Below are 23,155 nucleotides of genomic sequence, written 5' to 3'. Positions count from 1 at the left end.
GGGCATTCTCCTAACGACCGCGGGTGAAGGGTTTCACGAAGGTGATCTCAGGCTCTTTCAAAGGCCCAACGACGCGATAATTGACGCTGGCGAAGCGCGCCACCCGGTCACCGAGCAGACGGTCGACGATGAACAACGCCCCGCCGACCACCGGCGCGCCCACCAGCAAAGCCGCCAGCGGCAAGTTGTTGGTGACCGGCAGTGCCACTTTCACGTTGGCCACCACCCGCTCGCGCACCATGTCCACGGTACCGTCGATCTCGATGTCGCTGGAAGGACCGGTCATGCGGATCGGCTCGCGGGTGACGTAACGGCCACGGCTGACTGCGAGCAACGCCTTGACCCGGTCGTAGGCCAGGCCCTTGCCGAACAGGTCCGAAAAGTCCAGGCGCAGGCGCCGGCCCAGGGCGTCGAAATTGAGCAGGCCGAACACGCGCAGGGCCTGGGCGCCGCCGTCCACTTGTTTGAACTGACCGTCGCGCATCGATACCTGCAGGCTGCCGGAGACCTTGTCCAGCCCGACCCAGGCCGGCGAGCCCGGCCAGCGTGCGTCCACGTCCAGGTGGAAATCGCGGCTGGTGACCGAAGGCGCGAAGCCCCAAGCCTCGAGCACCTCGGCCAGGTTGCGACCCGACACTCGGCCCTTGTACCAACTGTCGCTGCGACCGCTGCTACCTTCCCACGCGGCGCTGCCGTTGGCTCGTAGCCCTTTGAGGTCGACGTCGATGTCGTCCACCGACACGCCACGTCCGGTCGGGCGCAGTTTCAGCGCCACACGACCGTAGAGATCGTCGCCACGGTAAAGCTTGTCGATGCTCAGATCCAGGGCGGGGGTTTTATGGGGGTCGTAGCTGGCCAGTGGGTCGCTCGAAGGCGCGCTCTGCGCCTGCTCGGGCCGCGCAGGAGGTAGCCGCAGGGTTTGCAGACGTATGACCAACGGCGCAGCCTTGGCATCGGCCAAGTGGGCGTCGCCGATCACCTCGCGGCTGTCCAGGCGCAGGTCCCAGGCGCTGGCACCGCGCCGCAGGCGGACCACGGCCTGATTCAGAGTCATGCCCGAGGCGTCGATGCGGCCGATGCTCAGATCCGCGCCTTGCAGCACCTGGCGCGCACTGCCGCCCGGATCGTCGCCGGCGAGTTGGCCGGCCTGCTGTTGCCAGGCACTCAGGTCCAGGCTTTCCAAGCGGCCGCGCACCCACAAGCCCTGGCCGGCCGGCGGGGTGGGTTGACCGCCGCTGCCCAGCAGCAGCTCGCCACGGCCCTCGGTCAGGCGCTCGGCCGGAGCGATGTAGGCCAGTTGCGCGAGATCGGCATAACGGGCGTTCATGCGCCGTTCGGCGCCGTCCAGGGTCATGTCGAAATGGCCGTCGCGTGCGGTCGAGGCAGCCTTGCCGAAGGGCGCGGGCAGGTCGATGCGCAGCCCTTTGAGGTTGGAATCGACCAGCAGACGGTTTTCCCGACTGCCGAGGTTGACCTGCAAGCGGTACGGCAACTCGCCGTCCAGAGGCAGCGCCTGCTTGAATTGCAGCCAGTCGGTCAGCGTCTTCAGCGCGATCTGCCCGCCTGCGTCGATACGGGTCTGCATCTGCCCGCCCTGGCCTTGCGCAGTGATCTGCGCGGTCACTGGCCGGTCGAAAGCGCGCAAGCTGATGTTGCGGCCGCTCAAGCCCTTGGCCAGGTCGAACTGGAAGTCGCCCGTGACCTGGCTCAGTTGCAACTGCGGAGAAGCGATGTTCAGGGTCGCGTCCTGCGTGGCGAAATCCACCAGCACCTTGGGCATTGCGCCTTTGGCCAGCGGAATGTCCAGGCTCAGCTCGCCGCTCAACGGGCCTTGGCCTTCCCAGCCAGCGAACACGTCTTCGGTACCGATCGGCGCTTCTTGAAGGATTTTCAGGCCATCGGCCAGCTTGCCGTCGACCTTGCCGCGCACCTGCAAGTGGCTGGGCTGGCCTGGCTTGGCATGGGGAATCTCGACCTTGACCTGGCTCAGCGCGGTATCGAGTATCCGGCCACGGTCGGCCACCACGCGCACGCCGGCATCGTCGACATAGACCTTGCCATCGACCTGCTGCAGGTGCGGCCAGCCTGGCTGGAAGTCGAGCGCGGCGTTGCGTACCGCGAAGAACAGGCTGAGGGTACGCGAGTGGGCTGGCGCGTCGCTGCGCAGTGAGCCCTGGTACTGGAAGTAGCCTTCGTCCACATCGCCTTGCAGGATGGCGCTGCGCAGCCACTTGTCGACGTCGTCGCCCAGTACTTCGGGCAGGTACTTGGCGGTGTAGCGCCCGTCGCCGTCGGTCAGGCCCACGCGCAGGTCCATGTAGTCTTCGTGCCCAGGTTCGAGGAACAACCGGATGAGGAAGTCGCCGGCGATGTTGCCTTCCTTGCCCTTCACTTTCAGGTACGGCGCCACCAGGGTGAAGCTCTGCTTGTTCAGGGCCCAGGTGAGCCGCGCGTTGGCCTGTTCGTAGTGCCAGGGTTTGGCGAAGATCGGGTACAGGTGCAGCATGAACGCTTCGCTGTCCAGACGCAGTTCGCCATGGCCCAGATCGCCCTGGATGCTGCCGCTGACGTTGTCGGCGCCCGGCGCGCCGTGGTAGGCGTCGAAGCCTACCCGCTCCAGGTTGGCAGCGAATTGCGCACGCTGGTCGCCCTCGGCCTGCGGGCGCAGATCGAGGCGCAGGTTGCGCAGCGCGCCGGTTACCTGCAAGGCGTCGACGGCTTTCATCGCAGCCTCCGGCAGGGGCGCCAGCGCGTGCACCACCGGGGTCAGAGGGGTCAGGTCGATACGGTCGGCCTGGACCTGCCACAGGTCCTGGGCGGACGCCTGACCGTCGGTCTGTTGCAGTTTCAGGCGTGACTGCCACGGCGTCTCGCCGATCCGCGCCGCCAACGAGTCGACCTGCACGGCCAGGCCCTGGGCATTGCGATCGAGCCAGGCCGATAGGGCCACCTCTTTCAAACTGATCGGTCTGCGCCCCTGATGGGCACCGCGCAGGTGCGGCGCCTGCACCTGGACCACAGCCTTCTGCAGTTTGCCTTCGCCCCACTCCATCCACACCTGACCGCCCGCCTGCAACCGATCGGCCTGCCAGGCGCCGAACAGGCGTGGCGGTATCCACTGCGCCCACTCGGCCTGTGGCAGGCTCACATAGGCCTGCACCGCGCCGTCGCGCCACTGCTCGGCGCGGGCCTGGCTGTGCAGCACGGCCGACAGCGGCTGGCCGTCGGGCAGCGTAGCGCGCGCTTCGAGGGATTGCTTTCGGCTGCCGGCGCGCAGGCCGAGCTCGACGTAGGTGAGCGTCAGCGGCTCACGCTGCCAGGGGTGCAAGGTCACTTGGCTGTCGAACAGATCGACCCGGCCCAGTTGGCGCAGTTGCTTGAGGATCCGTTCGGGGTCGCTAGGCTCCTCATCGCGTTGCGGCAGGCCTTCGAGCCTCCACTGGCCTTCCCGGTTCTCACGCACGATGAGCTGCACGCCGCTGACCTGCAGGTGGGCCAGGCGCACCTCGCGCGCCTTGAGGCTACCCCACAGGTCGGGCACCACTTTGACGTCGTCCAGACGCAGCGAGGACTGCCCTTCGCCGATCTGCACATCGTGCAGGCCGAGCACAGGCGCAAGGCGCAGCCAACGGCCTTCGAGCGCGCCGATGTGCACCGGCACACCCATCGCCTCGCTGACCTTGCGTTCGATGTCGGCGCGGTACTCGGCCACCAGCGGCACCAGCACGCGGCCCAGGCTGGCATACAGCGCCAGCAGTACCGCCAGCAGCGCGCAGGCGCCCAGGCCCCAACGGGTCAAGGCGCTCGGAACGCGCGTCATACGTCCCATGGCCATGGCCCTCGCAGTCGTATTTCGATAATGGCCACGGGTAACGCGCAGGCCCTGCCTGCGCCATCAACCCCGCTCAGAGCAGCACCACGTCGTACTGCTCTTGCGAATACATGGACTCGACCTGGAAGCGGATGGTTCGACCGATGAACGCCTCCAGTTCGGCCACGTTGCCCGACTCCTCGTCGAGCAGCCGGTCGACCACCTTCTGGTTGGCCAGCACCCGGTAGCCTTCGGCCTGATAGGCACGCGCCACGCGCAGAATTTCCCGAAAGATTTCGTAGCAAATGGTTTCCGGGGTCTTCATGCGCCCGCGCCCATGGCATGCATTGCACGGCTCGCACAGCACCTGGTCGAGGCTTTCGCGGGTGCGCTTGCGGGTCATCTGCACCAAGCCCAATTCGGTGATGCCGATGATGTTGGTCTTGGCATGGTCGCGTTCGAGCTGCTTTTCCAGGGTGCGCGACACCTGGCGCTGGTGCTCTTCGTCTTCCATGTCGATGAAGTCGATGATGATGATGCCGCCCAGGTTGCGCAGCCGCAGTTGCCGGGCGATGGCGGTGGCGGCTTCGAGGTTGGTCTTGAAGATGGTTTCTTCGAGGTTGCGGTGGCCGACGAAAGCCCCGGTGTTGACGTCGATGGTGGTCATGGCCTCGGCCGGATCGACCACCAGGTAGCCGCCCGACTTGAGCGGCACCTTGCGCTCCAGCGCACGCTGGATTTCGTCTTCGACGCCGTACAGGTCGAAGATCGGCCGCTCGCCGGGGTAGTGCTCCAGACGGTTGGACAGCTCCGGCATCAGCTCGCCGACGAACTGCGTAGCGCGCTGGAAGGTTTCCCGCGAGTCGATGCGCACTTTCTCGATCTTGGCGTTGACCAGGTCGCGCAGGGTGCGCAGGGCCAGGTCCAGGTCCTGGTAGATCACCGTCGGCGCGCCGCAGGTCTTGATCTGGCTGGCGATCTGTTCCCATAGACGGCGCAGGTAGCGGATATCCTGCAGGATGTCGTCGGCGCGCGCACCTTCGGCGGCGGTGCGCAGAATGAAGCCACCGGCGTCCTTCATCTCTTCCTTGGCCATGCAGTCGCTGACCACCTGCTTGAGGCGCTCGCGCTCGGCTTCGTCTTCGATCTTCAGGGAAATGCCGACATGGCTGCTGCGCGGCATGTACACCAGGTAGCGCGACGGAATCGACAGTTGCGTGGTGAGCCGCGCGCCCTTGGAGCCGATCGGGTCTTTGGTCACCTGTACCACCAGGCCCTGGCCTTCGTGCACCAGGGCGCTGATGGTCTCCACCGCTGCGCCTTCGCGCAGGGAAATCTCCGAGGCGTGAATGAACGCCGCGCGCTCCAGGCCGATGTCGACGAAGGCCGCCTGCATGCCGGGCAGTACCCGCACCACCTTGCCTTTGTAGATGTTGCCGACGATGCCGCGGCGCTGGGTGCGCTCGACGTGCACCTCTTGCAGCACCCCGTTTTCGACCACTGCCACGCGTGACTCCATCGGCGTGATGTTGATCAGAATCTCTTCACTCATGGCAGGTTCTCGTCGCAGGTAACGGCTAATGATGGGGGCGATAGGGGCGCCTGGCTAGTGGCTATGTACGATCTGCGGCACCGATTGCCAACAGGCGATGCCGAACTCGCCGAGCAATCCGGCGGTTTCCTGCAAGGGTAACCCCACCACGGCCGAATAGCTGCCGCTCAAATGGCTGACGAACACGGCGCCCAACCCTTGGATGGCGTACCCACCTGCTTTGTCGGCCGGCTCGCCGCTGGCCCAGTAGCGCTGCGCTTCATCGATGGAGATGGTACGGAAACCGACTTGGCTGGCGACGCACAGGCTGCGCGTACGTGCACCGTCGGTGACGGCGACGGCGGTCAGCACCTGATGCTCGCGCCCGGACAGGCCGAGCAGCAGTGCTTGGGCATGGGCCGCGTCGCGCGGCTTGCCCAGCACCTGGCCGTCGAGCACCACCACGGTGTCGGCGCCCAGTACCACGCCGGGCGCTTGCAGCAGCGCGAAACCGGCATGGGCTTTTGCCCGGGCCAGACGCTCGACGTAACGCTCGGCCGTCTCGGTGGGGAGCAGGGTTTCGTCGACCGGCGCGCCGAGCACGGTGAACGACACGCCCACCTGGGTCAGCAGTTCGCGGCGTCGCGGTGAGCCTGAGGCCAGGTAGAACGGGGGCATGTTCATCTCCTTGAAGGTCGCGTCGGGCCGCTGGGCCTTGCGACAGGGTCCGCGGCAGGCATTGCCGGGGTAAAGCCTGCTCTCGATGGGCCTGGGCGCGCCGTTCACGTGCCAGGCCTGCACGGCACCGAGCCGATCCTGGCGGCAAGCGCTAGTTGATGCGCAGCCTGCGGCGCACGTCGCGCAGCGCGAAGCTCAGCCATGGCCAGAGCAAGGCGCTGATGAACGCCGACCAGACCAGTGCCAGGGTCGGCAAGCGGTTGCCGGTCAACGCGCTGAGCCACAGCTGGACCAGTTGAGCGATGCCGAAGATCACCAGGATCACCAGGCTCTGTTGCCACATGGGGAAATTGCGCATGCGCTGTTGCAGGCTCAATACCAGGAAAGTGATGAGCGTGAGCACCAGTGCGTTCTGGCCCAGCAGCGTGCCGTAGAGCACGTCCTCGGCCAGGCCCAGAACGAAGGCGGTGGTCATGCCGACCCGATTGGGCAAGGCCAGGGCCCAGAACGACACCAGCATCGCCAGCCACATGGGGCGGAACACTTCGAGGAAGTTGGGCATCGGCGACACGCTGAGCAGCAGGCCGACGGCGAAGGTCAGCCAGATTACCCAGCCGTGGTTGCTACGCGGACGAGCCATCATTGCCTCCGGGGTTGTGCTGCCGACGCGGGCGGTTGCGCAGGCGTCGCGGTGCCAGTGGCAGGCGTGGCGGTGGCAGGCGTCGGCGCAGGCGCGGTGGCGGGCGTCGGCGCAGGCGCGGTGGCGGGCGAAGTGCCGGTCGCCGGTGCGCTACCTGGCGCTGCCTGACCCTGGACGGGGCTGGCCGAAGTGTCGGGCGCAGCGGCGCCCTGCCCTGCCGCGGGCGCCGACTGCGCGCCAGCGGCGCTCTTGCGGTCGGCCTCTTCCTGGGCCATGGCCGCTTCCGTGGCACGTTGCTCCGGCGTGCGGCTGTCGCTGAACACCAACAGCATGTAGCGACTGCGGTTCAGCGAGGCCGTGGGTATGGCACGGACGATGGCGAACGGCTGGCCGGAATCGTGGATCACCTCGTTGACCGTGGCCACCGGGTAACCGGCCGGGAAACGCTCGCCCATGCCGGAGCTGACCAGCAGATCGCCTTCCTTGACGTCGGCGGTGTCGGCGACGTGGCGCAACTCCAGGCGCTCAGGGTTGCCGGTGCCGCTGGCGATGGCGCGCAGGCCGTTGCGGTTGATCTGTACCGGGATGCTATGGGTGGAGTCGGTCAGCAGCAGCACCCGCGCGGTGTAGGGCATCAACTCCACCACCTGGCCCATCAGGCCGCGGGCGTCGAGCACCGGCTGGCCGAGAAACACGCCGTCGCGCTCGCCCTTGTTGATCAGGATGCGGTGAGTGAAGGGGTTGGGGTCCACGCCGATCAGCTCGGCCACTTCGACCTTCTCGTTGACCAGTGCCGAAGAATTGAGCAGCTCGCGCAGGCGCACGTTCTGCTCGGTCAGGGCCGCGAGCTTCTGCAATCGCCCCTGGAGCAGCAAGGCTTCGGTCTTGAGCTTTTCGTTTTCCGCGATCAGTTCGGTACGGCTGCCGAACTGCCCGGCCACGCCCTGCCAGATGCGCTGTGGCAGGTCGGTGACCCAATACGACTCCATCAACACCAGGCCCATCTGGCTGCGCACCGGTTTGAGCACGGCGAAACGCGCGTCGACCACCATCAGCGCGACCGACAGCACGACCAGAACCAAGAGGTGGATACCCAACGAGGGGCCTTTGGAGAAAAGCGGTTTAATGGGCCGTTCCTCTTGGACGACTCAGGAGGTCATTGGACATGGAACAACGCACCAGCCTGGTTGCAGGTTGACGGAAACGACGCGGCGAGCGGCGTCAGACGACGCACACAGGTAGCACTGTGGGTGCTACCTGTAAAGCACGGAGAGAGGCTTCGGCACGCGTATGCCTACGCGGATCACTCGCTCGAGAGCAGGTCCATCGCGTGTTTGTCCATCATTTCCAGCGCACGGCCACCGCCACGCGCTACGCAGGTCAGCGGGTCTTCGGCGACGATCACCGGCAGGCCGGTTTCCTGGGCCAGCAGCTTGTCCAGGTCGCGCAGCAGCGCGCCGCCACCGGTCAACACCAGGCCGCGCTCGGCGATGTCGGAAGCCAGCTCCGGCGGCGACTGCTCCAGGGCGCTCTTGACCGCCTGAACGATGGTCGCCAGGGATTCCTGCAGCGCCTCGAGCACTTCGTTGGAGTTGAGGGTGAAGGCACGCGGAACGCCTTCGGCCAGGTTGCGGCCACGCACATCGACTTCGCGGGTTTCGCCACCGGGGTAGGCGGTGCCGATTTCCTGTTTGATGCGCTCGGCGGTGGATTCGCCGATCAGGCTGCCGTAGTTGCGACGTACGTAGGTGACGATGGCTTCGTCGAAGCGGTCGCCGCCGACGCGTACGGATTCGGCATAGACCACGCCGTTGAGCGAGATCAGGGCGATCTCGGTGGTGCCGCCGCCGATGTCGACAACCATCGAACCACGGGCTTCTTCGACCGGCAGGCCGGCACCGATGGCTGCGGCCATCGGCTCTTCGATCAGAAACACTTCGCGTGCGCCGGCACCCAGGGCCGACTCGCGAATGGCGCGGCGCTCAACCTGGGTGGACTTGCACGGCACGCAGATCAGCACGCGAGGGCTGGGCTGCAGAAAACTGTTTTCGTGCACTTTGTTGATGAAGTACTGCAGCATCTTTTCGCACACGCTGAAATCGGCGATGACACCGTCTTTCATGGGGCGGATGGCGGCGATGTTGCCAGGTGTACGGCCGAGCATGCGCTTGGCTTCGGTACCGACCGCGACGACGCTTTTCTGGTTGCCATGGGTACGGATGGCAACAACCGAGGGTTCATTCAGTACGATACCGCGCTCACGCACGTAGATTAGAGTGTTGGCCGTGCCCAGGTCGATCGAGAGATCGCTGGAAAACATGCCACGCAGTTTCTTGAACATGGGAAAGTGACCCTGGGGAAAGCGTGGGTAAAAAAGAGCGGCAAACTCTAACAATGGCGGGGATTTTGGGCAAGGAGCCAATATGTTAAATTGGCAGTTTTTCCGAGCACGCCAGCAGAAGATCGCGGCCCTTCGACCATCAAAAGCCCGTCATGTTCCCTGTCGGGCAATTGTTCCTTTTTGTTTCCTAGTCTTGGAGAACCCCATGGCGCTTGAACGCTGCGACGTGGAAAAGATCGCTCACCTGGCCCGCCTGGGCCTCGATGAAGCCGAGCTGCCACGCACCACCGACGCCCTGAACAGCATCCTCGGGCTCGTCGATCAGATGCAGTCGGTCGACACCGACGGCATCGAGCCCCTCGCCCACCCCCTGGAGGCCAGCCAGCGCCTGCGTCCCGACCAGGTCACCGAACACAACCAGCGCGACCGTTACCAGGCCGTCGCGCCGGCGACCGAAAACGGTCTGTACCTGGTTCCGAAAGTCATCGAGTAAGGGATAGAGCCTGCCATGCACCATTTGACCCTGGCCGAGATCGCCCGCGGACTCGCCGACAAGTCGTTTTCCTCCGAAGAGCTGACCGCAGCGCTGCTGCAGCGCATCCGGTCGCTCGATCCGCAGCTCAACAGCTTCATCACCGTCACCGACGAGCTGGCCCTGCAGCAGGCGCGCGCCGCCGATGCGCGCCGCGCCGCCGGTGAAAACGGCGCGCTGCTGGGTGCGCCGATCGCCCACAAAGACCTGTTCTGCACCCAGGGCGTGCGCACCAGCTGCGCCTCGAAGATGCTCGACAACTTCACCGCGCCCTACGACGCCACCGTGGTCGCCAAACTGGCCGAGGCCGGCATGGTCACCCTGGGCAAGACCAACATGGACGAGTTCGCCATGGGCTCGGCCAACGAGTCGAGCCACTACGGCGCCGTGAAGAACCCCTGGAGCCTCGAACACGTGCCCGGCGGTTCCTCCGGCGGTTCGGCCGCAGCCGTGGCCGCGCGCCTGGTGCCGGTGGCTACCGGTACCGACACCGGCGGCTCGATCCGCCAGCCCGCCGCGCTGACCAGCCTGACCGGCCTCAAGCCCACCTACGGCCGCGTCTCGCGCTGGGGCATGATCGCCTACGCCTCCAGCCTCGACCAGGGCGGCCCCATGGCGCGCAGCGCCGAAGACTGCGCCCTGCTGCTGCAAGGCATGGCCGGCTTCGACGCCAAGGATTCCACCTCCATCGACGAGCCGGTGCCCGACTACAGCGCCAGCCTGAACCATCCGCTCGACGGCCTGCGCATCGGCCTGCCGAAGGAATACTTCGGTGCCGGCCTCGACCCGCGCATCGCCGAGCAGGTCCAGGCCACCGTCGATGAGCTGAAGAAGCTCGGCGCGGTGGTCAAGGACATCAGCCTGCCCAACGTGCAGCACGCCATCGCTGCGTACTACGTGATCGCCCCGGCCGAGGCCTCCTCGAACCTGTCGCGTTTCGACGGCGTACGCTTCGGCCACCGCTGCGACAACCCCAAGGACCTGACCGACCTGTACAAACGCTCGCGCGGCGAAGGCTTCGGCCCCGAAGTGCAGCGGCGCATCATGGTCGGCGCCTACGCGCTGTCGGCCGGCTACTACGACGCCTACTACCTCAAGGCGCAGAAGATCCGCCGCCTGATCAAGAACGATTTCATGGCCGCCTTCGAGGGCGTCGACCTGATCCTCGGCCCGACCACGCCGAACTTGGCCTGGAAACTCGGCGCCAAGGGCAACGACCCGATCGCCGCGTACCTGGAAGACGTCTACACCATCACGGCCAACCTGGCCGGCCTGCCGGGCCTGTCCATGCCCGCCGGTTTCGTCGACGGCCTGCCGGTCGGCGTGCAGCTGCTGGCCCCGTACTTCCAGGAAGGCCGCCTGCTCAACGTCGCGCATCGCTACCAGCAGGTCACCGACTGGCACACCCGTGCCCCCAACGGCTTCTGAGGAATTCATACATGCAATGGGAAGTTGTGATCGGGCTGGAGATTCATACCCAGCTCGCGACCCAGTCGAAGATTTTCTCCGGCAGCGCCACCACCTTCGGCTCCGAGCCTAACACCCAGGCCAGCCTGGTCGATCTGGGCATGCCGGGCGTGCTGCCGGTGCTCAACGAAGAAGCCGTGCGCATGGCGTGCATGTTCGGCCTGGCGATCGACGCCGAGATCGGGCCGCGCAACGTGTTCGCGCGCAAGAACTACTTCTACCCCGACCTGCCCAAGGGCTACCAGATCAGCCAGATGGACCTGCCCATCGTCGGCAAGGGCCATCTGGACATCGCCCTGGAAGACGGCACCGTCAAGCGCATCGGCGTGACGCGCGCGCACCTGGAGGAAGATGCCGGCAAGAGCCTGCACGAAGACTTCAACGGTGCCAGCGGCATCGACCTGAACCGTGCCGGCACACCGCTGCTGGAGATCGTCTCCGAACCGGACATGCGCAGCGCCAAGGAAGCCGTGGCCTACGTCAAGGCCATCCACGCCCTGGTGCGCTACCTGGGCATCTGCGACGGCAACATGGCCGAAGGCTCGCTGCGCTGCGACTGCAACGTGTCGATCCGGCCCAAGGGCCAGGCCGAGTTCGGCACCCGCTGCGAGATCAAGAACGTCAACTCGTTCCGCTTCATCGAGCGCGCCATCAACAGCGAAATCCAGCGCCAGATCGAGCTGATCGAAGACGGCGGCAAGGTCGTCCAGGAAACGCGCCTGTACGACCCGAACAAGGACGAGACCCGCTCCATGCGCAGCAAGGAGGAAGCCAACGACTACCGTTACTTCCCCGACCCAGACCTGCTGCCGGTGGTCATCGAGCCGGCACTGCTCGACAGCATCCGCGTGTCCCTGCCCGAACTGCCGACGCAGAAGGTCGAGCGCTTCCAGGCCCAGTACGGCTTGTCGGCCTACGATGCCAACGTGCTGGCGGCCAGCCGCGAGCAGGCCGATTACTTCGAACAGGTGGCCAAGGTCGGCGGCGACGCCAAGCTCGCGGCCAACTGGGTGATGGTCGAGTTGGGCAGCCTGCTCAACAAGCTGGGCCTGGACATCGACGAATCGCCGGTCAGCGCCGAGCAGCTCGGCGGCATGCTGCTGCGCATCCGCGACAACACCATCAGCGGCAAGATCGCCAAGACCGTGTTCGAGGCCATGGCCGCCGGTGAAGGCGATGCCGATGCCATCATCGACAGCAAAGGCCTCAAGCAGGTCACCGACAGCGGCGCCATCGAAAGCATGCTCGACGACATGCTGGCGGCCAACGCCGAACAGGTCGAACAGTACCGCGCCGCCGACGAGGCCAAGCGCGGCAAGATGTTCGGCTTCTTCGTCGGCCAGGCGATGAAGGCGTCCAAGGGCAAGGCCAACCCGGCCCAGGTCAACCAGTTGCTCAAGGCCAAGCTCGAAGGCTGATCGCTGCTGCCCCGCCGCCCACGCGGGCGATCGCCGTGCATGTGCTTCAGGCAGATGCCCGGCGTTCAGCCCACGTCCGCCAAGGAGCCTCTCTCCGATGCATACCCCACGACTTCTTCTGCCGCTCATCGTCCTGCTGGGCGGCTGCGCCAGCCACAACGTCGACCCCCGTAGCTACGACGACACCGGCATGGCCTCCTATTACGGCGCGCGCCATCAAGGCAAGCGCACCGCCAGTGGCGAACCCTTCAACCCATACGCCCTGACCGCCGCCCACCGCGAGTTGCCGTTCGGCAGCCGCATGCGCGTGACCAACCTGGCCAACCAGCGCAGCGTGGTGGTGCGCATCAACGACCGTGGCCCACACCGCCGTGGCCGGCTGATCGACCTGTCGCGTGGCGCGGCGGAAAAAATCGGCATGCTGCGTAGCGGAACCGCGCGCGTGCGGGTACAAGGGTTGGGCCGTTAACCCGTGGAGCCTTGACCATTTCCCTGCTCGCCACCCTCCCCCCGTTCAGCCTGCTGCAACTGTGCGCAGGCCTGGTCCTGCTGGTGCTGGGCGCCGAACTGCTGGTGCGCGCCGCCCTGCGCCTGGCCACGCGCCTGCACGTGCGCCCGTTGATCATCGGCCTGAGCCTGGTCGCCTTCGGCAGCACCGCCCCGCAACTGACGGTCAGCCTGCAAGCCGCCTACCAGGGTGCGCCCGACGTGGCGGTGGGCAGCGTGATCGGCAGCAACATCTTCAACATCCTGGTGATCCTCGGCTTCACGGCGTTGATCGTCCCGCTGCGCGTCTCGCGGCAACTGGTGCGGGTCGATCTGCCGTTGATGATCGGCGCCAGCGCTCTGACCTACCTATTGGCGGCCAACGGATATCTGGGCCGCATCGAAGGTAGCCTGCTGCTGCTCGGGCTGGTCGGCTATCTGCTGGTGCTGTGGCGCCAGTCGCGCCACTACGCCCGCGCCTATGCCGCGCCCTGCACCCAGCATGTGGGGCGCGCGCGTTTCTGGAGCGTGACCTCGCTGCAAGTGGCCGGCGGCCTGCTGCTGCTCAGCCTGGCGGGATATCTGGTACTGGAAGCGGCGGTCGAACTGGCGACCGACCTGGGCCTCTCGGAACGGGTGATCGGCCTGACCGTGGTCGCCGTCTGCACCTCCTTGCCGGAGCTGGCGGCGGCACTGGTCGCTGCGGTGCGCGGCGAGCGGGAAGTGGCCGTGGGTACGGTGATCGGCAGCAATCTGTTCAACCTGCTGGGGGTGCTGGGGCTGACCGCACTGGTCACGCCAGACCCGCTGTCGATCTCGCCCAACGCCTTGGCCTTCGACCTGCCGGTGATGCTCGGCGTGGCCGCGCTGAGCCTGCCGGTGTTCTATTCGGGTTACCGCATCACCCGCGCCGAAGGCCTGCTGCTGTTGGGCCTGTATCTGGTCTACGGCCTGCACGTGGTGACCTTCACCGTGGGTATGCCGCTGGCCGGGCGCCTGGAGCACCTGATGTTCTTCTACGTGCTGCCCATACTGGGCGCAGTCCTGCTCTACACCAGCCTGCGCGCCTGGCGCCGCCAGCACTGAGCCAGCCCGGCGCTGGCGTCAGGCCTTGCTCTGGCGCAGCTTCTTCAGCTTGAAAGCCACCCACAGCAGCGCGATCCAGGCCGGAATCAGCAGCACCGAAATGCGGATCGGCGGCGTCAGGTACATCACCACCAGAATCACCACGATGAAGGCCAGGCACAGGTAGTTGGTGAATGGGTGTCCGAGGCTGCGGTAGAACGGTGTCTGCCCCTGGGCCAGCTTGGCCTTGCGGAACTTCAGGTGGGTGATGCTGATGCTCGCCCAGTTGATCACCAGCGCCGACACCGCCAGGGCCATGAGCAGGCCGAATGCCTCACCGGGCATGAGGTAGTTGATCACCACGCACAAGCCGGTCGCCAGCGCCGACATGCCCAGGGCCACCAGCGGCACGCCACGCTTGTTGAGCTTGAGCAACGGCCGTGGGGCATCGCCCTGGCTGGCCAGGCCGAACAGCATGCGGCTGTTGGCGTAGACGCAACTGTTGTACACCGACAGCGCTGCCGTCAGCACCACCACGTTGAGCACGGTGGCCACCAGGTCGCTGTCCAGCTCGTGGAAGATCATCACGAACGGGCTGCCGCCCTGCACCACTTTCTGCCACGGGTACAGCGCCAGCAACACGGCCAGGGCGCCGATGTAGAAGATCAGGATGCGGTACACCACCTGGTTGGTGGCCTTGGGGATGCTCACCCGTGGGTTGTCGGCCTCGGCGGCGGTGATGCCCACCAGTTCCAGGCCGCCGAAGGAGAACATGATCACCGCCAGGGCCATGACCAGCCCGGTCACGCCATTGGGGAAGAACCCGCCGTGCTGCCAGAGGTTGGCCACGCTGGCGTCCGGGCCGCCGTTACCTGTGCCCAGCAGCCACGCACCGAACGCGATCATGCTGACGATGGCCGCCACCTTCACCAGCGAGAACCAGAACTCCATCTCGCCATAGACCTTCACCTGGGTCAGGTTGATGGCGTTGATCAGCACGAAGAAGATCGCCGCCGTGGCCCAGGCGGGGAAGTCCGGCCACCAGTATTTGACGTAGATGCCCACGGCGGTCAGTTCGGCCATGCCTACCAGCACGTACACCACCCAGTAGTTCCAGCCCGAGACGAAGCCTGCGAATTCGCTCCAGTAGCGGTGCGCGAAATGGCTGAAGCTACCGGCGACCGGTTCCTCCACCACCATCTCGCCCAGTTGGCGCATGATCAGGAACGCCATCAGGCCGGCGATGGCATAGCCCAGCAGCACCGACGGGCCGGCCAGCTGGATGGTCTGGGCGATGCCCAGGAACAGGCCGGTGCCGATCGCCCCGCCCAGGGCGATCAGCTGGATATGGCGGTTCTTCAACCCGCGCTGCAGCGGATCGGGCGTGTTCTGCTCGTGCATGAGGTGTCCTTTGGCTCAGAAGGCAGTGGCGGGGAGGTAGACGGCAGGGAGCATCTAGATCCATCCGCCCCACTGCAAGACGAAAATGCCGATGTTGGTGGTGATCGCCGCCATCAGTGTGGTGATGACGATGATCGAGGCCGCCAGCTCGTGGTTGCCGTTGGCCGCGCGGGCCATGACGTAGCTGGCCGCCGCCGTAGGGCTGGCCACATAGAGGAAGAGGATGCCCAGTTCGGCGCCGCGGAAACCGCACAACCAGGCGCCCAGGGTGCCGAGCAGCGGCAGCCAGACCATCTTCATCAGGCTGGCGTGCATGGCCAGCCGGCCGCTGTCGCGCAGCGCCGCCAGCGACAGGGTGCCGCCGATACAGATCAGCGCCAGGGGCAGGCTCATCTGCGCCAGGTAATCGCCGGAGGTCAGCAGCCAGTTGGGCAGCGGCACTTGGGCATAGGCCATGGGTGTGGCGATGACCACGCTGAGGATCAGCGGGTTGCGCGCCAGGCCCTTGCACAGGCTCCAGGGGTCGGATTTGAGGCTGGGGCTGTATACGGCCAGCACCACCGCCGACAGGCTGTTGTAGAACAGGATCACCACCCCGGCCAATATCGCGCCCAGCGATACCCCGACATCGCCGTACAGGCTGGCCGCCAGGGCCAGACCGATGACGCCGTTGTTGCCGCGAAACGCGCCCTGGGTGTAGACACCGCGCTCGTGCGGCGGGCAGCGCCAGATCGCCATGCCCCAGCACAAGGCGAAGCCCAGCACCGTGGCCACGACGAAGAAGCCGATCAGACCGGGCCGAAAGGCCGACGACAGGTCGGCGTGGTAGATACCGAGGAACAGCAACGCCGGCATGCAGACGTTGAATACCAGGCTGGAGGCCACCTGGTTGAAGTTGTCGTCGATGACGTGGATGCGTTTGAGCAGCACACCGAGGAACAGCATGGCGAACACAGGTGCCGTGATGTTCAGGGTCTGGATCAGCAGGGCAAGCATGTACGGGGCGTCCTGGGCGGTGCGGTCAGGGCGTCGATGATACGCCAGTGCTCAGGGATTGAGGTTTTTTACCCCTAAGAAAAGGCAGTTTCCTACGAAACTGCCTTCAAAAAGCGTCCAGTGCTCAACGCCGCACGGGGCGCTTCTGCAACTTGCGCTGCAAGGTGCGGCGGTGCATGCCAAGGGCACGGGCCGTGGCGGAAATGTTGCCCTCGTGTTCGGCCAATACACGCTGGATGTGCTCCCACTGCAAGCGGTCGACCGACATCGGATTGTCCGGCACCAGTGTGTCGAGGTTGGCATGCTCGGACAGCAGCGCCGCCAGCACGTCGTCGGCGTCGGCCGGCTTGCACAGGTAGTTGCAGGCGCCGCGCTTGATCGCTTCCACGGCGGTGGCGATGCTGGAGTAGCCGGTCAGCAGCACCACGCGCATTTCCGGGTCCAGCTCCAGCAGCTTGGGCAGCAGTACCAGGCCCGAGTCGCCTTCCATCTTCAGGTCGAGGGTGGCGTAGTCGGGCAGGTCGCGCTTGGCCAACTCGTAGCCTTCTTCGGCCGACGCCGCGGTGCTGACGCGGAAGCCGCGGCGGCTCATGGCGCGGGCCATCACGCGGGTGAAGGTGGCATCGTCGTCCACCAGCAGCAGGTGGGGCAGTTCTTCGCCTTCGACCTGGATTTCTTCGCTCATCGTTGTTCTCCTGGCGCGCCGTAGGGCAGGCGCAATTCGGTCAGGGTGCCGCCCTGGTCATGGCTGTAGAGTTTCACCGAGCCGCCGGCACGGGTCACGCTGGCCTTGCTCAGGAACAGGCCGAGGCCGAAGCCCTTGCCCTTGGTGGTGATGAAAGGCTTGCCGATGGCTTCGGCGATGGCCGGTGGCACGCCTGAGCCATGATCGCGGATGCTGATCAGAATGTCCTGCTCGTTCCAGTCCAGCTGCACTTCGAGGTTGTCCGGGCAGGCATCGGCGGCGTTGTTCAGCAGGTTCAGCAAGGCCTGGGTGAGGTCGGGCGGTGGCGACAGCCGGGGCACTTCGCCGTCGTGCAGACGCTGGAAACGGTAGCTGGTTTCCGGGCGCATCAGGTGCCAGCGGTTCAGCGCCTCGTCCAGCCAGGCCGTGACGTCCTGTTCGACGATGGCCATGCGCCGGTTGGCCTCGGCGGCGCGTACCAGTTGCTGCAGGCTGTGCTTGCACGACTGTACCTGGTCCTGCAGCACGATCAGATCTTCCTGCAATTGCGGGTCGGTGTGGTCCTGGCGCATCTCGTTGAGCAGCACGCTCATGGTCGCCAAGGGTGTGCCCAGTTCATGGGCGGCACCGGCGGCCTGGGTGGCGACGGCCAACAGCTGTTCGTCGCGCAGGCTGTCTTCGCGACGTTCGGCGCGCAGCTGCTCGGCGTTGCGCAGCTCCTCGGCCATGCGCGCGGCGAAGAAGGTGATCACCGCTGCCGCCAGGGCGATGCTCAGCCACATGCCGTAGACCTGCATGGTGTCGCGCGCCATGGGCATGCTTTCCAGCGGGTAGAACTGCACCAGCAGCAGGCTGTAGGCCGCCAGGGCGATGCCCGAAAGCACCAGCGAGTAGATCCACGGCAAGGTCACCGCGGCGATGGCCAGCGGCACCAGGTAGTACGACACGAAGGGGTTGGTCGACCCGCCGGAGTAGTACAGCAGCGCGCTGTGGATCAGCAGGTCGCAGGCCAGCTGCAGGGCGTATTCGAGTTCGGTGACCGGCAGCGACAGGCGCAGGCGCAAGGCGGTGAAGGCGCAGAGGAGCGACGACAGCGCGAGGGTCAGGGCCAGCGACAACCAAGGCAGGGGCAGCAGTTCGGTCCAGTAGGCGACGCCCACCGAGCCGGCCTGGGCGGCGAGCACCAGCACGCGGATGACGGTCAGGCGCCAAAGGTTCAAGCGGGTGGCGGACAACGGAGGTGGGGCGGCGAGCATGCGCTCTCCTGATGGTGACAGCGAAAAAACCTGCGAAGTATACCCAAGCGACCCTCTTCGCCAAAGCGATGCGGCAAAGCGCCACACTTTGATACAAGGCCAAGGAGGTGCCTTTGAACCGCATTCCCCGGCCCCGGTCTGATGGCCATGCGGGAAAACAGTACCCGCCCCTCGATGCCCTCACCGCCAAGGAGCTTCATATGACCATTCCCCGCCGCAGTGCCGCCGTGCTCATCGCCTCCGGCCTGCTCGCCAGCCTGCCGGCGCTGGCTGCCGACGAGCCGCGCTACAACCAAGTGTCGCTGCGCGCCGAAGTGAGCAAGGAAGTGGCCCGCGACCTGATGGTCGTCACCCTCTACACCGAAGCCCAGGACAACGACCCCGGCAAGCTCGCCAAGCAGATCACCGATGTCATGAACAAGGCCGTGCAGCAGGCGCGCAACGTCAAGGACGTGAAGATCAGCCAGGGCAGCCGCAACAGCTACCCGGTCTACGACAACAAGGGCCAGAAGATCAACGGCTGGCGCGAACGCGCCGAACTGCGCCTGGAAAGCGCCGACTTCCCAGCGCTGTCCAAGCTCACCGGCGAACTGCTGCAAGACCTGAAGATGGGCGGCATGGACTTCTCCATCGCCCCGGCCACGCGCAAGACCAGCGAAGACGCCCTGCTTAAGGAAGCGGTCGATGCCTTCAAGGCCCGCGCGCAACTGGCCACCGAAGCCCTGGGCGGCTCGGGTTACAAAGTGGTCAACCTCACCCTCAACAGCAGTGGTTATCCGCAGCCTTACCTGCGCAGCGCGCCGATGGCGATGAAGGCCATGAGCACCGACGAAGCGGCGCCGCCGCCGGACGTCGAGGCGGGCACCAGCGAGGTGAGCATGAACGCCGACGGCATGATCGAGATTCAGATGCCGCAAGGGCAGTGATGGGAAGGACCGGGGCGTGCCGAGCGTCTGATGCCGGTCAGTCACGCCCAACAGTGTGACTTGGGGCTGCTTTGCAGCCCATCGCGGCTGAAGCCGCTCCTACAGGATTACGTCTACTTGTTGGAGCAGCCGGTTCGGCGCTCCGATCAGCCGCGATGGGCCGCTAAGCGGCCCTATTGCTCAAATGGCCAGCATTGGGCCTAGCGCTTTGGTTCAACTCTTAAGTAAGTATCCCTTCAAGCTTTTAGGCAATTTCCTACATCTGCTTACTGTCTTTCTGATTATTCGAAAAATCACGAAATACGTCGATCAGCCATCCAACACCCGCGTAAAAACGACAATCCAATGCAACTTATATCGATGCGACATCGATGTACGTTCGTTCTACTTTTTCGCCCTCATTACCCCTTCAAGCGTTGCAATGCCCCCTACCCTGGACAAGTATCCGTGGGTCGGCTCACGAGGCCATCTCACTCGAAAAAGTACAAGAATGAGGCCAACATGCTCAAAACCGCGGTTCTCCCTCTTCTGATCGGAGCAGGCTTTATGCTCGGCAGCGTGCACGCCCACGCCGCGTCCAACCTAGTGTTCTGCTCCGAAGGCAGCCCGGCCGGTTTCGACCCCGGCCAATACACCACCGGCACCGATTTCGATGCCTCGGCCGAACCCCTGTTCAACCGCCTGACCCAGTTCGAACGCGGCGGCACCGAGGTGATTCCTGGCTTGGCCGAACGCTGGGAGGTGTCCGCAGACGGCAAGGCGTACACCTTCCACCTGCGCGAAAACGTCAAGTTCCACACCACCGACTATTTCAAGCCCAGCCGCGCCTTCGACGCCGACGACGTGCTGTTCACCTTCAACCGCATGCTCGACCGCAACCATCCGTTCCGCAAAGCCTACCCGTCCGAATTCCCGTACTTCACCGACATGGGCATGGACAAGAACATCGCCGGCATCGAGAAAATCGACCCGCACACCGTGCGCTTCACCCTCAACCAGGTCGATGCCGCGTTCATCCAGAACCTGGCCATGAGCTTCGCCTCGGTGCAGTCGGCCGAATACGCCGACCAGCTACTGAAAAAGGGCAAGCCCGCCGAGATCAACCAGAAACCCATCGGCACCGGCCCGTTCGTGTTCGGCACATACCAGAAGGACGCGGTGATCCGCTTCAAGGGCAACAAGGACTACTGGAAACCCGAAGACGTGAAGATCGACAACCTGATCTTCGCCATCACCACCGACCCCTCGGTGCGCATGCAGAAGCTGCGCAAGAACGAATGCCAGGTCACCCTCTTCCCGCGCCCGGCCGACATCGCCAAGCTGAAGGAGGACACCAACCTGCAGATGCCCGAGCAGGCCGGCTACAACCTGGGCTACATCGCCTACAACGTGATGGACAAGATCAAGGGCAGCGACCAGCCCAATCCCATGGCCCAGCTCAAGGTGCGCCAGGCGCTGGACATGGCGGTGAACAAGGGCCATATCATCGAATCGGTGTACCAGGGCGCAGGCCAACTGGCGGTCAACGCCATGCCGCCGACGCAATGGTCGTACGACACCAGCATCAAGGACGTGCCCTACGACCCGGAAAAAGCCAAGGCCCTGCTCAAGGAAGCCGGCATCAAGGAAGGCACCGAGATCACCCTCTGGGCCATGCCCGTGCAACGTCCCTACAACCCCAACGCCAAGCTGATGGCCGAGATGCTGCAGGCCGACTGGGCCAAGATCGGCATCAAGGCCAAGATCGTCAGCTATGAGTGGGGCGAATACATCAAGCGTTCCAAGGGCGGCGAGAACGGCGCCATGCTGATCGGCTGGAGCGGCGACAACGGTGACCCGGACAACTGGCTCGGTACCCTGTTCGGCTGCGACGCGCTGGACGGCAACAACTTCTCCAAGTGGTGCTACAAGCCCTATGACGACCTGATCAAACAGGCCAAGGCCACTACCGACCAAGCCCAGCGCAGCGAGCTGTACAAGCAGGCGCAGCGCATCATCAAGGAGCAGGTGCCGATGACGCCGATCGCCCACTCCACCGTCTACCAACCGATGCGCAAGAACGTCGAGGGCTTCAAGATCAGTCCGTTCTCGCTCAACTCGTTCTATGGCGTCAGCGTGAAATAACCCACGCCTATCCCGTCGAACCGCATGCCCAAGGAAGGGCCACGCACCGCTACAAGGAGTTGCCATGCGTACCCCTTTCCTGCTCTGCGCCCTGCTCGGCGCCGGGTTGCTGAGCCATACCCCCACCACCCTGGCCAAGAGCCTGGTGTTCTGCGCCGAAGCCAGCCCGGCAGGGTTCGACATCGCGCAGTACACCAGCGCCACCGACAGCGACGCCAGCACGCCGATCTACAACCGCCTGGTCGAGTTCGAGCGCGGCGGCACGGCCGTGCACCCGGCCCTGGCCACGGCCTGGCGGGTGTCCGAAGACGGCCTGCGCTACACCTTCCAATTGCGCGAGGGGGTCAAGGTGCACAGCAACAAGACCTTCACCCCCAGCCGCGACTTCAACGCCGACGACGTGCTGTTCACCTTCCAGCGCATGCTCGACCGCCAGCACCCCTTCCGCCTCGCCTACCCTGCCGAATTCCCCTACTTCGTCAGCATGGGTTTCGACAAGAACCTGCTCAAGGTGGAAAAGAACGGCCCGCTGAGCGTGACCTTCCACCTGGCCGAAGTCGACGCCGCGCTCGTCCAGAACCTGGCCATGGCCTTCGCCTCGATCCTCTCCGCCGAATACGCCGAGCACCTGCTGGCCGAGGGGCGCCCCAGCGACATCAACCAGCAGCCGATCGGCACCGGGCCGTTCGTCTTCCAGCGCTACCAGAAGGATGCACAGGTGCGTTACCGCGCCAACCCCGCCTATTGGGCGCCCGACGAGGTCAAGGTCGACACCCTGGTGTTCTCCATCAACGTCGACCCGTCGGTGCGGGTGCAGAAGCTGCGCCGCAACGAATGCCAGGTCACCCTCAACCCACGCCCGGCCGACCTGCCCACGCTCAAGGCCGACCCGGCCATCGAGGTCCTGCAGCAGGCCGGCTTCAACCTCGGCTACATCGCCTACAACACCCACCGCGCGCCCTTCGACCAGTTGGCGGTGCGTCAGGCCCTGGACATGGCGGTGAACAAGCGCGCGATCATCGACGCGGTGTACCAGGAAGCCGGGCAGATCGCGGTCAACGCCATGCCGCCGACCCAATGGTCGTACGACACCCGCATCGCAGACGCTCCCTTCGATCCAGAGAAAGCCAAGGCCCTGCTCAGGCAAGCCGGCGTCGAGGACGGCACCGAGGTCACCCTCTGGGCCATGCCCGTGCAACGCCCCTACAACCCCAACGCCAAGCTCATGGCGCAGATGCTCCAGGCCGACTGGGAAAAGCTGGGGTTGAAGGTGCGTATCGTCAGCTACGAATGGGGCGAATACCTGAAGCGCCTCAAGCAAGGCGAACACGACATCGCCCTGGTCGGCTGGACCGGCGACAACGGCGACCCCGACAACTGGCTCGGCACCCTCTTCGGTTGCGCCGCCATCGGCAGCAACAACTATGCGCGCTGGTGCGACCAGCCCTACGACGCCCTGGTGACCCAAGCCAAGCGCATCACCGACCCGGCCGAGCGCAGTGTGCTTTACCAACGAGCGCAGCAGCGGCTCAAGCAGCAGGTGCCGATCACGCCGGTGGCGCATTCGACGGTCAGCCAGCCGCTGCGCACCACGGTGAGCGGTTTCAAGGTCAGCCCGTTCGGCCGTAATACCTTCTCCGGCGTCAGCACCGAATAACCCTGTCCGTATAGCCCGGGAGCGCTCCTGCACTCCCGTGGGCGCGTGCGCGCGGCATTTGTCTGCGGCCCTGCGCCTACCCGAGCAACACGCTGTGCGACACCCCCACCCGCGCCAACGCGGGCCATAACTAGAAAGGAG

At 65.3% G+C, this 23,155-nt stretch carries 18 protein-coding genes; 8 read left to right on the top strand and 10 right to left on the bottom strand.

Features of this window, described 5'->3' with window-relative positions:
* Positions 1–10: 10 nt before the first annotated feature.
* From AA0Z93_RS12535 to mreB, 6 genes are all read right to left on the bottom strand, one after another.
* Positions 11–3,835: a YhdP family protein gene (locus AA0Z93_RS12535; protein ID WP_413048641.1), complete on the bottom strand. Its 3,825-nt coding sequence runs from the start codon at positions 3,833–3,835 to the stop codon at positions 11–13.
* Positions 3,836–3,905: 70 nt separating this feature from the next.
* Positions 3,906–5,363 carry a ribonuclease G gene (gene rng / locus AA0Z93_RS12530; RefSeq protein ID WP_413048642.1) on the bottom strand — a complete coding sequence of 486 codons (1,458 nt, stop codon included), beginning with the start codon at positions 5,361–5,363 and terminating at the stop codon, positions 3,906–3,908.
* Between the two features lie 54 nt (positions 5,364–5,417).
* The gene (locus AA0Z93_RS12525; protein ID WP_413048643.1) at positions 5,418–6,020 is read right to left on the bottom strand and encodes a Maf family protein; all 603 of its coding nucleotides are present in this window, start codon (positions 6,018–6,020) and stop codon (positions 5,418–5,420) included.
* Positions 6,021–6,171: 151 nt separating this feature from the next.
* On the bottom strand, positions 6,172–6,660 hold the full coding sequence (gene mreD, locus AA0Z93_RS12520; protein WP_413048644.1) for a rod shape-determining protein MreD: 489 nt from the start codon (positions 6,658–6,660) through the stop codon (positions 6,172–6,174).
* A complete protein-coding gene (gene mreC, locus AA0Z93_RS12515) occupies positions 6,660–7,757 on the bottom strand; it encodes a rod shape-determining protein MreC (protein WP_413048645.1) in 1,098 nt (365 codons plus the stop codon). The genes mreD and mreC overlap by 1 nt, the downstream gene beginning before the upstream one ends.
* 206 nt (positions 7,758–7,963) lie before the next feature.
* A complete protein-coding gene (gene mreB, locus AA0Z93_RS12510; RefSeq protein ID WP_296263119.1) occupies positions 7,964–9,001 on the bottom strand; it encodes a rod shape-determining protein MreB in 1,038 nt (345 codons plus the stop codon).
* 205 nt (positions 9,002–9,206) lie between these two features.
* On the opposite strand from mreB, the gene gatC reads away from it, so the two are divergent.
* The 5 genes from gatC (at position 9,207) to AA0Z93_RS12485 (ending at position 13,990) form a co-directional block, all read left to right on the top strand.
* Positions 9,207–9,494 (top strand): Asp-tRNA(Asn)/Glu-tRNA(Gln) amidotransferase subunit GatC, encoded by a 288-nt coding sequence (gene gatC / locus AA0Z93_RS12505; RefSeq protein ID WP_413048646.1) that lies wholly within the window; start codon positions 9,207–9,209, stop codon positions 9,492–9,494.
* 15 nt (positions 9,495–9,509) lie between these two features.
* A complete protein-coding gene (gene gatA / locus AA0Z93_RS12500; protein WP_413048647.1) occupies positions 9,510–10,961 on the top strand; it encodes an Asp-tRNA(Asn)/Glu-tRNA(Gln) amidotransferase subunit GatA in 1,452 nt (483 codons plus the stop codon).
* An 11-nt stretch (positions 10,962–10,972) separates the two neighbouring features.
* Positions 10,973–12,418 (top strand): Asp-tRNA(Asn)/Glu-tRNA(Gln) amidotransferase subunit GatB, encoded by a 1,446-nt coding sequence (gatB, locus tag AA0Z93_RS12495; protein WP_413048648.1) that lies wholly within the window; start codon positions 10,973–10,975, stop codon positions 12,416–12,418.
* Between the two features lie 97 nt (positions 12,419–12,515).
* A complete protein-coding gene (locus tag AA0Z93_RS12490) occupies positions 12,516–12,887 on the top strand; it encodes a septal ring lytic transglycosylase RlpA family protein (RefSeq protein ID WP_413048649.1) in 372 nt (123 codons plus the stop codon).
* A 77-nt stretch (positions 12,888–12,964) separates the two neighbouring features.
* Entirely contained in the window at positions 12,965–13,990 is a 1,026-nt protein-coding gene (locus AA0Z93_RS12485; protein ID WP_413049016.1) for a calcium/sodium antiporter, read from the top strand.
* 18 nt (positions 13,991–14,008) lie between these two features.
* Here AA0Z93_RS12485 and AA0Z93_RS12480 read toward each other — a convergent pair whose 3' ends face one another.
* The 4 genes from AA0Z93_RS12480 to AA0Z93_RS12465 form a co-directional block, all read right to left on the bottom strand.
* A complete protein-coding gene (locus AA0Z93_RS12480; RefSeq protein ID WP_413048650.1) occupies positions 14,009–15,370 on the bottom strand; it encodes an amino acid permease in 1,362 nt (453 codons plus the stop codon).
* A gap of 54 nt (positions 15,371–15,424) precedes the next feature.
* A complete protein-coding gene (locus AA0Z93_RS12475; protein WP_413048651.1) occupies positions 15,425–16,366 on the bottom strand; it encodes an AEC family transporter in 942 nt (313 codons plus the stop codon).
* A 124-nt stretch (positions 16,367–16,490) separates the two neighbouring features.
* Complete coding sequence (locus AA0Z93_RS12470) at positions 16,491–17,051, bottom strand: response regulator transcription factor (protein WP_413048652.1); 561 nt, start codon at positions 17,049–17,051, stop codon at positions 16,491–16,493.
* Positions 17,048–18,307 carry an ATP-binding protein gene (locus tag AA0Z93_RS12465; RefSeq protein ID WP_413048653.1) on the bottom strand — a complete coding sequence of 420 codons (1,260 nt, stop codon included), beginning with the start codon at positions 18,305–18,307 and terminating at the stop codon, positions 17,048–17,050. Before AA0Z93_RS12465 ends, AA0Z93_RS12470 begins: the two co-directional genes overlap by 4 nt.
* A 200-nt stretch (positions 18,308–18,507) precedes the next feature.
* Between AA0Z93_RS12465 and AA0Z93_RS12460 the strand changes: the two genes are divergently transcribed.
* From AA0Z93_RS12460 to AA0Z93_RS12450, 3 genes are all read left to right on the top strand, one after another.
* Positions 18,508–19,233 carry an SIMPL domain-containing protein gene (locus tag AA0Z93_RS12460; protein WP_413048654.1) on the top strand — a complete coding sequence of 242 codons (726 nt, stop codon included), beginning with the start codon at positions 18,508–18,510 and terminating at the stop codon, positions 19,231–19,233.
* Between the two features lie 501 nt (positions 19,234–19,734).
* Complete coding sequence (locus AA0Z93_RS12455; protein ID WP_413048655.1) at positions 19,735–21,357, top strand: ABC transporter substrate-binding protein; 1,623 nt, start codon at positions 19,735–19,737, stop codon at positions 21,355–21,357.
* A gap of 64 nt (positions 21,358–21,421) precedes the next feature.
* Positions 21,422–23,014, top strand: a complete 1,593-nt coding sequence (locus tag AA0Z93_RS12450; protein WP_413048656.1) for an ABC transporter substrate-binding protein — start codon at positions 21,422–21,424, stop codon at positions 23,012–23,014.
* Positions 23,015–23,155 lie beyond the last annotated feature (141 nt).

It is taken from the genome of Pseudomonas phoenicis, from assembly GCF_047302395.1.
In the GTDB taxonomy this organism is placed as follows: domain Bacteria; phylum Pseudomonadota; class Gammaproteobacteria; order Pseudomonadales; family Pseudomonadaceae; genus Aquipseudomonas.
Note: the sequence above shows the minus strand (reverse complement) of the source record. Positions and strands in the feature narration are given on the sequence as shown.